This window comes from Tenuifilum sp. 4138str (assembly GCF_041102575.1).
In the GTDB taxonomy this organism is placed as follows: Bacteria; Bacteroidota; Bacteroidia; order Bacteroidales; family Tenuifilaceae; genus Tenuifilum; species Tenuifilum osseticum.
This window is the reverse complement of record NZ_JBGCUE010000009.1, coordinates 1-13,351: the sequence shown is the minus strand read 5'-3', so window position 1 is coordinate 13,351 and position 13,351 is coordinate 1. Positions and strand designations below refer to the sequence as shown.

The 13,351-nt window shown below is 41.1% G+C and carries 9 protein-coding genes; 2 read left to right on the top strand and 7 right to left on the bottom strand.

What is annotated here, in order from left to right; all coding sequences use genetic code 11:
* Positions 1-3: 3 nt before the first annotated feature.
* A complete protein-coding gene (locus tag AB6811_RS09355; protein ID WP_369490190.1) occupies positions 4-990 on the top strand; it encodes a PorP/SprF family type IX secretion system membrane protein in 987 nt (328 codons plus the stop codon).
* On the opposite strand, the gene AB6811_RS09350 is transcribed toward AB6811_RS09355, so the two are convergent.
* From AB6811_RS09350 to recR, 7 genes are all read right to left on the bottom strand, one after another.
* Entirely contained in the window at positions 987-3,335 is a 2,349-nt protein-coding gene (locus AB6811_RS09350) for a hypothetical protein (protein ID WP_369490189.1), read from the bottom strand. The two genes, AB6811_RS09355 and AB6811_RS09350, sit on opposite strands and share 4 nt — an antisense overlap.
* A gap of 3 nt (positions 3,336-3,338) precedes the next feature.
* On the bottom strand, positions 3,339-4,628 hold the full coding sequence (locus AB6811_RS09345; RefSeq protein WP_369490188.1) for a hypothetical protein: 1,290 nt from the start codon (positions 4,626-4,628) through the stop codon (positions 3,339-3,341).
* Positions 4,629-4,939: 311 nt separating this feature from the next.
* Positions 4,940-6,253 (bottom strand): dihydrolipoamide acetyltransferase family protein, encoded by a 1,314-nt coding sequence (locus tag AB6811_RS09340; protein ID WP_369490187.1) that lies wholly within the window; start codon positions 6,251-6,253, stop codon positions 4,940-4,942.
* Positions 6,254-6,358: 105 nt separating this feature from the next.
* Entirely contained in the window at positions 6,359-8,293 is a 1,935-nt protein-coding gene (locus tag AB6811_RS09335; protein ID WP_369490186.1) for a glycosyltransferase family 2 protein, read from the bottom strand.
* Between the two features lie 242 nt (positions 8,294-8,535).
* Positions 8,536-9,747, bottom strand: coding sequence for an aminotransferase-like domain-containing protein (locus AB6811_RS09330; protein WP_369490185.1), 1,212 nt, complete (start codon positions 9,745-9,747; stop codon positions 8,536-8,538).
* A 461-nt stretch (positions 9,748-10,208) separates the two neighbouring features.
* The gene (locus AB6811_RS09325; protein ID WP_369490184.1) at positions 10,209-10,937 is read right to left on the bottom strand and encodes a tetratricopeptide repeat protein; all 729 of its coding nucleotides are present in this window, start codon (positions 10,935-10,937) and stop codon (positions 10,209-10,211) included.
* 56 nt (positions 10,938-10,993) lie between these two features.
* Positions 10,994-11,623: a recombination mediator RecR gene (gene recR, locus AB6811_RS09320; protein ID WP_369490183.1), complete on the bottom strand. Its 630-nt coding sequence runs from the start codon at positions 11,621-11,623 to the stop codon at positions 10,994-10,996.
* Between the two features lie 153 nt (positions 11,624-11,776).
* On the opposite strand from recR, the gene AB6811_RS09315 reads away from it, so the two are divergent.
* A complete protein-coding gene (locus AB6811_RS09315; RefSeq protein ID WP_369490182.1) occupies positions 11,777-13,240 on the top strand; it encodes a sodium:solute symporter in 1,464 nt (487 codons plus the stop codon).
* Positions 13,241-13,351: the final 111 nt, after the last annotated feature.

The window sequence follows — 13,351 nt, the reverse complement described above, 5'->3', positions numbered from 1 at the left end:
ATTATGAACAGGTTTAAAAAATACTGGTATTCTGTTTTACTGCTTTTTTCTGCATTTTCGGTTTTCTCCCAGGATATGCAGTTTACCCAGTTTTATGCAAATCCTTTGTACTTATCCCCTTCATTTACCGGAGGAATAGTTGGGTATAGGGTTGCTGCAAACTATCGTAACCAGTGGACATTTGTCCCGGGAACATTCAACACCTTCAGCGTTTCATGGGATCACAACTCTCCCGCTTTCCGAAGTGGCTTTGGAGTTATGGCTGTGCGCGATCAGGCCGGCGACGGTAACTTGGCAAATACTAGGATGGGTGTGCTTTATTCATACGATATTGAACCTTTCCCCGATTGGCATCTACGACCCGGTCTGGCTTTCTTCCTCCAGCAGATTTCCATTGATTTCAGCAAGCTGATTTTTAGCGATCAGCTTACATCCACACCAATGCCACCAACCTCGGTTACGCAGCCCGGTAAGGATGCTGTATGGGATATTGATGTTTCTTCTTCAATCCTAGCATACTCTGATAATATGTGGCTTGGTGTAACCTGGGATCATATGCTTAAACCCGTGGCCACTTTCTACGACGATAATTCTAGGCTGCCGCATAAGATAACCGTGCATGGGGGGTATAGGTACATTACAAAAGGTTTTTTGCTCAGTAGAATTGAGGAATCCTTTACTGTAGCCTTTAATTATCGGGTTCAGGATATTTATCGCCAGCTCGATTTGGGATTATACTTCTATTCACAACCCATTAGTTTTGGTGTTTGGTGGAGGGGATTACCCAAAAACTCCGTTGGCCGAAGGGTTGATGCCTTAGCTTTTATGGTTGGTTACAAGTGGGAGCAAGTAAGCATGGGGTATAGCTACGATTTTACAATATCCCGACTTGGTTTAGCCTCAGGTGGTTCACATGAAATATCTATGATATATGAATTTAGGTTAACGCCTAAAAAGCGCTGGAAGGCCATTCCTTGTCCAACGTTTTAGCTTGTTTTCTTTTTATAATATTCTATTCCGAGATAAATAATCACCCCTATTGCCATTAGTGTAAGCAATACCCATAGCCAAATATACGAAGGTTCAACACTGGTCTTTCCTGTACTGCTATTGTAGAGCGATATTTTTTGCTCATTGGGCAATGCAACATATTCGCTAATTGCCATACGAGCCAACAGGAGTGTAAGTTCCTCTCTATTTGCATTGAAGCCTTCAGGGTTTTGCTTGCTGTATAATTCAATGAACTGTGTCAGATTTCCAATCCCTTTGTTTTTAAGCATAACCAATGCTAGGTCATTGCCAAGCTGTTTTGAGGCTTTGTTAATAAGTTCGTTATATGCCTTTATGATTAAAGTTCGATTGTTCTTGGCAAATTTTTGTTCCTTTTTGCCTGATTGAGTATTGCTTAGATTTCCGATTTTATCGTATAGTTCGGTTAAACTATAAATTATGGTGTTCAGCTCTTTGTCAGTTTTAAACGATGATGCAAAATGTATAATGGTCTCGTTTAGGTTTTCGGTGCTAAATTTCCAGTTCCTTTTCAGAACAGGAAGAATATCTTGTTGTTTCTCATTAGGGGTTAGCAAAAGCAATATCTCAGAGAAATAGCTGTCGTCGTTAATGCTTGCATTGTTTAGTTCAAATGCCTTTTGTTTTACGGTAGGGGTGTCGGTTGGCCACTGGGAACGTGGAGTAGTATCGCCAAAATTATTCTTAAAGCTAGCATCCGTAGCTGAATTACTTAATATGGAACTAGGTGTCTGATTGTCTGTTTCTTCGGTGTAAGCCTTAGCTGCATTCTCAGTTTCTGATACTCTTTTAGCTTCAGCCAACTCCTCAATTCTTGAAGGGATTACCCCGTATGCTTTCCCGTTGAGGAATAGTTTTAATGTGTTGTTGCCGCTAATATCAATCTTTGTAATGGCTTCATTGGCATCAATGGATGCCATGCCTTTTGTTGAAAGGGTGTCAACTATTAGCCGAGCAAAAGTTTTATCGGTGGTGCGTTCTTGTGCAACTGTTTTTGGTACAATGCTTTTTCTGAATCGTGGAATAAAAAGTTCTATCTCAAAAATATCGGTTTCACCAAATGAATTATCATCAAAGCGAGCTATAAGGGCTGTTGCTCCATCTTCGATGGGGTGATAGAACAGGTCATCGTCAGTAGTATTTAAGGGGTATCCCAGATTTATAGGGGTTGTCCAATCGCCTTTCCCTGAAAGCTGCGAAACAAAAATGTCGTATCCTCCCATGTTTTCATGACCCTCGGAGCTAAAATAGAGCGTAGTGCCATCGGTGCTGATAAACGGTGTGTTTTCGTTAAAAGGAGAGTTAATTGTTGCGCCCAGATTGCGAGCTGGCCCCCAGTCATCGCCTGATGTTCTTGTGCTAACCCATAGGTCAAGTTCCCCAAATCCCCCTTTCCTATTGCTGGTAAAAAATAGCTGTTTACCATCGGGACTTAACGAGGCGTGGGTTTCATATGCCTCGGTGTTGATATTGGGGTTTAACTTTTTAATTGGTAACCATTTCTTCCCATTAAACCGGGTGACGTAAATGTTTCCATCATGATTATCGTCTCTGAACAAGTATAGCTCGTTTCCATCGTACGAGAGGCATAGGGTTGAGCAGCTTATGTCCGTTTGTAAATCTAAAGTGATATTAACCGGCTTTTCCCACTGGTTCTTTTCGTTTTTACGGGAAATATTAATGGCATTGTAAAACTTTAGCTTGGTTGTGAATGCAAGAACTTTCCCATTGCCCGATACAACAGCGTTGAAGTTTGGAAATCTGTCGTTGATTTTCTCACCCAGGTTTGCCATTATAAAATCCACCGGATTACGTTGAATTTTGAGTGAGTTTTTGGCAACATAGATCTGATGGTTTAAGTAATCAAAGTCCCAGTCGGATTTGCCCTTTGTTAAGCTATAAAATTTTTCGTATGCTTTTAATGCGTCGTCAATTCTATTGACTGTTAGGTAGGCGTTACCCAGGTAAAATATTGCATCAATTGGAGCACGTTGCTCGGTGATGGATTCCTCGTTGTACCTTGTAGTAGTGTTTTGAACAGCCTTTTCAAGGAACTGAATAGATTTATGTTTACTGCCAGGGATGTTAAGGTAACAAAAGCCTATTCTATAGTTGAGGTTGTAGTTGTCGGGCTGGAACTTGTAAATTTTTTGGTAGAGTGCCAGCGCTTCCTCGTAATCCTCAAAGTAGAAGTATGAGTTTGCATCCCGATAGGTTTCGTCAATTTCGGTTTTAGTTTGGCCTGAGGAGTAGAAAGGCAGCCAAGCTATCAGCAGAAGGGATACCGAAATTCTAAATGCTTTCATTGGCTAGCGGGGCGATTTAATATCCAGGGCAACATGGTAAATGTCTTCATCTCCCTTGCTTTCCGAATTCTTTGAGTAATAGCCTTCTTTACCATTTTTAATAGGGAAGAAAAAGGTGTCGTCGTCGGTGCTGTTGAGCGGATAGCCAACGTTTATTGGGATGCCCCAGGCTTTGTTTTCGTAATCGGAGTAGAAGATGTCAAAACCACCCATTGTTCTATGCCCATTGGAGCTGAAAAATAGACGTTTCCCATCCTCGGTTAGGAATGGAGCAATCTCATCGAATGGGGTGTTAACATTTTTGCCAAGATTTATGGGCGAAGACCAACCATTCGATGTTTTGATGGACATCCAGATATCAAATCCGCCAAAGCCACCTTCGCGGTTACTGCTGAAGTAAAGAGTATCGCCATTTCTGGAAAGTGACCCAAAGGTCTGCCAGCTTTTGGAAGTATTAATCTCCTTGGGGAACTTTGTGATTGGGGCCCAGGAGTTGGTTTCCTTGTTGTATGTACTGTAGTACAGATTGTATATGTCGTTATCGTTTCGGGAGAGCAAAAGAACATTACCGTTCGATGTTATACCCACGGTTCTAATATCACCGTCGGCGTAGAGTTGAGGGTTGAGGTTTAGCGGATTGTTCCAAAACTCGTTGCCCCTGTTGCTGATAAGAATAGCATTGTAAAACCGCTGTACCGAGGTGTATACAAGCGTGTTACCGCTACTATCGGAAACCGGGTTGACCTCAGGGAAACGGGTGGTAATATTTCTACCCACGGGGTTCATTCTATGCTTTAGTGGATTTGAGGTAAAGTAACGGGCATTATCAAGTGCTTCGAGCTCTTTTCTTACAATTCTAAGTTCGGTTATTTCATTTGTTTTAAGTAGGTTCTTATAGATTTCAAAGGCTTTTTGCGCCTTGTCGAACTGACCCAATATTCTCAGAGCCCGGCCATAGTGGAGGTAAGCATCTTTTGGCGCATTGGTTTCAGTAAAGTACCCCTCTTTGTAGTTGTTTGAAATTGAAGTTATTGCCTTTTCAAAGTAGGGTAACGATTTGGCTTTTTCGTTCGGAATATTCAGGTAACACAGGCCAATGCGATACGCTAGGTTGTAGTTATTGGGGTAAGCCTTGTAAAGTTCCTGGTATAGTGGGAGAGCGTCGCGGTACTCCTCGTAAAGCATGTAGTACTCCGCATCAACAAATATACGACGGTAGTATGTGCTCCTTTGAGCACTCGAACTACTAAACGAAATTAGCAGCAAAAGAATCAAGAATACTCCCTGCCTCATTCTGTCAAACACTCGTAAGCTAAAATGTTTTTACTGCTTTAATCAATGCAATATAAAACTTTATTCTTCAAATATATAACCATTAAGTTAAATATGTAACAATATTACAGTATTTTTTGCTCCTGCAATGATTAAACGTCTTAGTTTTGTTACGTTTAATAATGTTTTTTGTTTCCATGGCTATATGGTTGGTTCTCTTTAATTTTGATAAAATGTTGTTATAGATTGATAAAAAAAGTCTACGGCGCCTCAATAAAAAGGATGAGTTTAGCTGGAACTCATCCTTTTTTATTTTAATCGTTTATAAAAGTCTATATTTCGGATGGGGTAAAGTTTTCAAGCCTATCGCGTAACGATTTAAGGAATTGCCCTGCGAGGGCTCCATCAATCACCCGATGATCGTATGATAGTGAAAGGATGCAAATCTGACGTATGGCAATCATATCGCCCGATGGGGTTTCAATAACAACGGGACGTTTCTTTACAGCACCAATTGCCAGGATGGCAACCTGGGGTTGGTTAATAATTGGGGTTCCTGTTAGGGTGTCGAACGAGCCAAGGTTGGTGATGGTAAAAGTCCCTCCTACAATCTCATCGGGTTTGAGTTTGTTGTCGCGTGCCCGCTGGGCAAGATCGTTTATGCTTTTTGCAATACCAATCAGGTTGAGGGTTTCTGCTCGCTTTACTACTGGAACTATCAAATTGCCATTGGGTAGAGCAGTAGCAATGCCAAGGTTAACGTCGCGCTTTAGAATGATATTATCTCCCTCAACCGATGAGTTAAGCAGTGGGTAACGTTTTACTTCAGCAATGGTTGCCTGTGCAAACAAGTGGGTTAGTGTAAGCTTATCACCGTATGTTTTTTGGAACTTATCCTTATTGGTTTCGCGCCAGTTAACTAAATTGGTAACATCAACCTCAATAAACGAGGCCACATGTGCCGAGGTTTGTTTGGATCGAACCATGTGCTCAGCAATCAGCTTGCGCATACGATCCATTGGTACTACCTCATGCGCAAGAACGCTACTGTTGGTATCGGTGGACGAAGTGTACTGAATGGGTGTTTCGGTCTGAATCCGCTCCTTGGCCTCGGCCTCAATTTGTGAAATTCGATTACTACGGTTTTCTATGTACTTCAGGAGATCGTCCTTGGTTATTCGGCCATCTAACCCGGTGCCTTCTATTTTTTCCAATTCCTCAAGGGCAATATTTTCCTGTTTAGCCATGCTACGCACCAACGGTGAAAGGTAACGCAACGTTTTTATTTCTTGTTTAACTTCTGCTTTTTCTGTAATCTCAATAGGCTTAGCAATAGGTTTTTCCTTTTGTGCCGATTTAGGCTCAGCCGAAGCAATATTTGTTCTGCTTTCTTCTGCATTAGCCCCTTCCACTTCAAGTATGCAAATAGTTTGCCCAACCTGAGGCGAGTCACCTTCGTTAAAAAGTAGTTGTTTTACCTTACCTTTGCTGGTCGATGGAACTTCGGAATCAACCTTGTCAGTTGCTATTTCTACTAGAGGTTGGTCAACCTCAACCAAATCGCCGGGTTTAACAAGCCATTTTGTAATTTTTGCTTCGGTAACACCTTCGCCCATTGCTGGGAGTACTATCTTTACTTCTGCCATGTTATTTGAATTTTCTTATTCACCTCTATTAACACCTAATTGTGTAAAAGGTTGAAAGTCATCAGACCAAAATTGAGGAAAATCCAGACAAAATGGTTTTTAATGCTAATCTTGGGTTTTAAAAATATTCCTGATTAGCTCCGATACTTCCAGAGTGATACTGAAATGTTGAGCGTAGTAGAAATCGAGGCCTACAGTGCTAGTTAAACCTTTGCCCCATTTACTATACAAATAAACCGATGGTTTTAAAACCGAATTTTGTTTGGAAATGTTAGGATGGTTGTAGCCAATCCAGGTTTTTTCCCCCTTAAAAACCTGCAGTGCGCTCTTAAAAACCATTAAGGGTTTTACAAGAAATATCCATAGAATAGGGAAAAGCACGATTATCAGAGCCGACGATAAAATGTCGAAAATCCTTTTCTGGCGCCTTGCCACTGGTTTTGCCAGTGGTATTACTTCAAGAGTGTAAAGTTCACCTTGGGCTTCCACTGAACTGCTGCCAACAATTGAATCGCCACCATGTAGCGCAATCTTAAAATCGATATCAAATTCTGAAAGGTACATCATGGCGTGAATAATACTTGTCATAGGGATGCCCTCTGTTCCAAAAATTATCTCGGAGATATTTTTATATTTAATTGCATCGGCAATAATCTCTTTTTTTGCTCTTTGATGCTCATCTAAAACCTCCTCAGGGAGCAGGTGGGTGATATTATTACGGTGAAAACCAGCCTGTATTAAAAGTTCTTCTGAACCCTTGAGCTCACTAGCTGTACCAATAAAGCAAACACTTTTTTTCCGGGCATTCCATTTAAGTAAACCCTCAATGAATGTCGATGCTAATATTCTGTTTAGGGTGATTGATAGTGATGACCATGCCGATAGGATTAGAATGATGGCACGTGAAAAACGGAAGTTTTGAGGAAGAATGGAGTAAACAACCAGTATGGCAATTGTGCCATATAGTATACCTTTCGCTCCGGATTTTAAGTTTTGAGGTTTGTCGTATGCGCCATATAGCCATAGGGACATTATCCAGGTTAAAAGGTAGAAACCGATTAGCGCATAAAGAATATCACGGGGGTATATATTGGTTACACCATGCCTAAATTGCTCCCACCAAGGTATAAGTAGGTAGGCTCCTAAAAACATTAAGGCAAAATCGGTAACTGGTAACCAAACTTTAATTATTAACCTTTTTATTATTGAGGCCGTTGCCCGTATTGCGACGGCTAGCTTTATCATAGTCACAAAGTGATTTTGCTTCTGTTTGCTGAAATGCTTCTGCGCAAACAGTATCATGGCTTTGTAGAATACTATAACGTAATTCAAACTACCCTTTTTTGTGCTTTCGCCCTTGTAATGTATTATTTGACATTTTGGGTAGTAATAGTTTTTATATCCGTGTTGTAGGATACGGTATGAAAGGTCGATGTCTTCACCATACATAAAGAACTGCTCATCGAGCAGTCCAACCTGTTTCAGAACCTCCGAACGGAGGAACATGAAGGCGCCAGGCATTATTTCTATTTCATGGGTTGCGTTTTTATCCAAATGGCCAAGGTAGTAGTGTGCAAAAAGTTTTGATTTAGGGAAAAGTGAGGTTAGCCCAAAAATTTTGCAGAACGATGCCCAAGGCGATGGGAACCCTCGCTTGGATTCGGGTAGGTAGCGCCCCTTTCCATCAATCATCTTAACTGTTAGCCCGCCGGCGTCAGGATGGGTATCCATAAAATTTATGCACTCCCTGAAGGTATCCTCCTGAACAACCGTATCGGGGTTTAGTAGAAGGGTATATCTCCCTTTTGCAAGTTTTATGGCCTGGTTGTTGGCTTTGGAAAAGCCTAGGTTTGTTTGGTTTGATATAAGTTTTACCTGGGGAAATTTAAGTTTTACCATTTCAACCGAACCATCGGTTGAAGCATTATCAACTACCCATACTTCGCCTTCAATCCCTTTAATTGCTGCAAATACGCTTACAAGGCATTGCTCTAAAAAATACCGAACATTATAGTTTACAACTACAACCGAGAGTTCCATGAATTAGTAAAACGCCGATTAATTTTGTGGAAATATACAAAAATGTTGAAAAAATGCAGGTATTCCTAGCAGTAATACTTAAAGCTTGCTGATGAGAAGGATTTCGGATAAAAAATGCGCACCAACAGAGCAAGGTAAATGAGGTTTAATTCCAGTATAAAGTTCAAAAAAAAGTGCCACTGAGCAATATTTAACAAATTTAAACTCAGTGGCTATACTACAAGATGTGTAGATGATAGGTATTACTCTTTTATCATTCTTTTTATTGCATTGGCAAGCCTTCGGCTTCCTTCAATGTTTAACTCTTTCGACATGAATGAGAAGTTGATACGAAGAGTATTCTTGCCCTCACCATTGCAGTAAAATACCGTGCCTGGAACAAAGGCTACATTTTCCTCAATTGCAATTTTGAATAGGTCTTCGGCATCAATATATTCAGGCAGGGTAACAAATAGGAAGAGTCCTCCCTCGGGTTCAGTCCATTTCACACCTTTGGGCATAAACCTATGAAAGGCCTCCACCATGGCATCGCGCTTTTCCTTGTACATGGCATTGGTTTTAGCCAAATTGGGTTCAAAGTATCCCTTGTCAAAGTATTTAGCGGCTATTTTTTGAACAAAAGACGAGGTGCAAAGGTCGGTATTCTGTTTGGCCATAACGAGCTTGTCAATAACATCCTCATGAGCAACAATCCAGCCCAGGCGGAATCCGGGTACAAATATTTTCGACATTGTGCCAAGTAATATAACTTGGCCAGTACTATCCAGCTCATACATTGTGCGCTGTGGAGTTCCGCTGAAACGCACCTCACGGTATGGGCTGTCCTCAACTATTAAAACGTTGTACTTTCTAGCAATCTCTATTATTTCTAGTCTTCGCCTTTCAGGCATGCAGATTCCGGTTGGGTTCTGGAAGTCGGGTATAACGTAAATAAATTTGGGCTTTTGACCTTTCCGTTGCAATTCCTGCATTTTCTGTTCAAGCAAATCGGGGCGCATTCCATGGTCGTCGAGCTCAATGCCTACAAGATCGGCTCCGTATGTGGCAAATGCCGAAATCCCCCCTAAATAGCTGGGTAACCCACAAATAACCTTGTCGCCAGGGTTAACAAATATTTTTGGAATAAGGTCAAGCGCCTGTTGCGATGCGGTGGAGATTATCAGGTTGTTTATATTGATGTTCAGCCCTTCTTTCCTATACTTTTCAACCAGAATCTCCCGAAGCCTTTTATCGCCTTCGGTTTCGCTATACTGAAGGGCGCGAGCGCTATCGGTATCTAATACCTCTACTACTACCTGTTTTAGCTGCTCAACCGGAAAGCTCTCAGGCGAAGGAAGACCTCCAGCAAAAGAGATAAGTTCTGGGCGTTGAGTCATTTTTAGCAATTCCCTTATTACCGAACGCTTCATCCTTTTAGCGCTTGCCGATAGAATTTGATCTAGGTCGTTAATCATGGCATTTTTCTTATAATATGTTATTAAACCAAGGTTATTGCAAAATATCTATTACTAAATATTGCTGCTAAGTTAAAAAATGTAATTAGATATTTCAAAATTTTTAGACCGAGATTGTTCAGTTTACATACAAAAAAATTAAATAACTTGTTTCTATTGGCTTATCGATGTAATACCGACCCTAAAAATGTTACTGCGTCCATTATATTAACTTAGTTGAATTTATTAATTCATGATACTTTGCTTTTGCTTTTCACTATTCACTATTCCACTAACTTCCACTAACTTCCTTTAACTTCCTCTAACTTCTTCTAATTCTAACTCCATCATATTCCGTTTATTCCGACTCATTCCGACTCATTCCTCTAAAATCAGCTCTGTTTAGTTCATGATGTTTGAGTTAAATAAAAAAGTCCCCAATAGGGACTAATTTTTATTGAGCAATATATTTATTAACTTTTCTACCGGGCTCCGCATTCCGCCACCACCATCTTGCACGAGTTCATGTACCCCATTTGGCATGCCTTACGAAAATCGGCGCAGGCTTTTTGGTTTTCATTCAGCTTAAGCAGGCTCATGCCCCTGTTGTAGTAGGGTAGAGGAGATGTTGGGTCGAGGTCGATAGCGGTTGTGTAATCGGTAACGGCATCGATATAGTAGCCAAGCCTGAAGTTAACAAGCCCTCGGAAGTTGTAGGCATTAAAATTGCGCGGATCCAGTTCCACTACTTTGTTGTAATCGGCTAGCGATTCTGAAAGCTGTTCAATCTTAAAATGGGCCGAAGCCTTATTCAGTAAGATTTGAACCTTGAGCGAAGTGTTAGGGTTTTGGCCGAGGGCGCTTTCAAAGTCCTCAATAGCCTTATCGTGGTAACCATTTAAGTTCTGAATTATTCCCCTACGAAACAGGAAGTCGGGATTGTTGGGGTATGCCTCAAGCGCAATGGCAATCCATCGTTGAGCCTCCTTGTAATCCTCGAGCAGGGTATTTGCTCTTATAATTCCATTTAAAGCTAGGGAGTCGTTAGGTGATACGTTGAGCGCATTCTTAAATTCAGCAAGGGCGCCCTTGAAATCCTTTTCCTTAATTTTTTGATTGCCGTTGGCAATATAATCGCTAATGTTGGATTGGGCAACAGCAAAAAGCGAAATTGTTGCAGCTATTATAAGGGTTAAGCAATACTTGAACATGTTTGTATAGAATAATGATGTTTTAAAAATACAATCTTTTTGTTAAAGTTCAAAAATTATTCCACGGAGAAAGAATTGTCAAACCTTACCCGGTTAAGCAGGGCGCGGCCAAGGGTGACCTCGTCGGTATACTCCAGCTCATTGCCAAAAGCCACACCTCGGGCAAGAGTGGTAACCATTACCGGGAAATTTTTAATCTTTTTGTAGATGAAGAAGTTGGTGGTATCGCCTTCGGTTGTGGCGCTTAAAGCCATTATCACCTCATTTACCTCGCTGGTCGACAGCCTTTCAACCAAGCTGTTAATGGTTAAATCGTTTGGGCCAATTCCCTCCATGGGGTTTATTACTCCCCCCAGCACGTGGTAAACACCTTTGTACTGCATGGTATTTTCAATGCTCATCACATCCTTTATGGTTTCAACCACACAAATGGTTGTTTTATCGCGCGATGGCGATGAACATATTGAACAGATATCGGTATCGGAAATATTGTGACAAACTGAGCAGAAATGGATGTTTGTTTTCATTTCGCCAATAGCAGTAAGGAATTGCTCAACATCGGCTTGAGGCTGCCTAAGTAAATGAAGGGCTAACCTTAGCGCAGTTCTATTCCCTATCCCGGGGAGCTTAGCCAATTCCTCAACGGCTCTCTCCAGCAGTTTTGATGGGTATGTATGGGTTTGCATGTTAATGTCGTTTGTTTGGCAAATCTAGTTAATAAGAGTAGATTATTGCAATGATACATTAAACGATTTTCGCTCAAATAGGTTTGCAGCCTTGAGTAGTTTTTGTAATGTGTAGATTTTTTCATACACTTGTTGGCTCAAATTTATTGCCGTATGTCAACAAGCCTGATTATTGCTGTAATCATTGGATATTTCTTAACTCTCTTTGTGATTTCCTATTTCACTTCGCGCAATTCCAATAACGATACTTTTTTCATTGGTAACCGCAAATCGCCCTGGTATTTGGTATCCATTGCCATGATAGGAACCTCCATATCGGGTGTTACCTTCATTTCGGTTCCGGGATGGGTTTTAACCAGCCAATTTTCATACATGCAAATGGTATTGGGCTACCTGCTGGGGTATTTTGTTGTGGCAAACGTGCTCTTACCCCTCTACTACCGGTTAAATCTTAAATCGATATACACCTACTTGGATGCACGCTTTGGTTTTTACTCCTATAAAACCGGGGCATTCCTTTTCTTGGTTTCAAGGGTAATTGGTTCTGCATTCAGGTTATTCATTGTTTCGAATGTATTGCAGCTCTCAATCTTTAATGCTTTGGGCGTTCCTTTTTGGGTTACAGTGTCTATTACTGTTTTACTGATTTGGCTCTACACGCGCAAAGGCGGTGTGCGCACGGTGCTATGGACCGATTCATTTCAAGCCATTGCAATGTTAACAGCCGTTTCGCTTAGTGTTTACTATATTTCAAGCGATTTAAATCTCAGCCTTTCAGGCATTGTAAAGGCGGTAAGCAGCAGTCCGCTTTCCAGAGTCTGGTTTTTCGACGATACAAACCAGCGATTCTACTTCTGGAAACAGTTTCTTGGTGGCGCATTTATAACCATAGTAATGACAGGGCTTGACCAGGACATGATGCAGAAAAACCTTAGCTGTCGGAACTTCAAGGATGCCCGCAAAAACATGTACTGGTATGGTTTTGCATTTCTACCAGTAAACCTAATTTTTTTATCGCTTGGTGTGCTTTTGCACACTTTCGCTGTACAGAAGGGCATACCTCTTCCTGCACTGTCCGACGATTTGTTCCCTACCCTGGCCACTCAGGGATACCTGCCACAAATAGTTGGTGTTTTGTTCTTCCTGGGGTTAATTGCTGCCGCATACTCCAGCGCCGACTCAGCCTTAACCGCTTTAACCACATCGTTTACCATTGATGTCCTGAATACCAAAGGTATGGACGAGGATAGATTACGAAGGGTTAGGCAGTGGGTGCATGTTTTTATATCAATACTGATGGTACTTGTTATCGTTGTTTTTAATGCATTCAACGACCGCTCAGTGATTGATGCCATTTTTACTATAGCCGGATATACCTACGGCCCTCTACTTGGGCTGTATGCCTTTGGTCTGTTTACTCGTTTTCAGGTGAACGATAAACTTGTACCATATATTGCGGTTTTCTCCCCATTGGCTTGCTATCTCCTGAATAAATACTCTATCCTTCTGTTTAATGGCTACAAATTTGGGTTTGAACTTTTAATTGTGAATGGGGCAATTGTTTTTCTCCTATTGCTCATTACCCGTAAACAGGGAGTTCTTGTACAAAAGGTTTAGAGTATAAAAATAAGGTGTTTTAATTTCGCTTAGTTAGTCGTCCCTTAAAAAGTCGGGTTTAAATTTTTTCTTGAGGATAAAAAAAACATGGGAAGGGGAAAGGAGTGCATG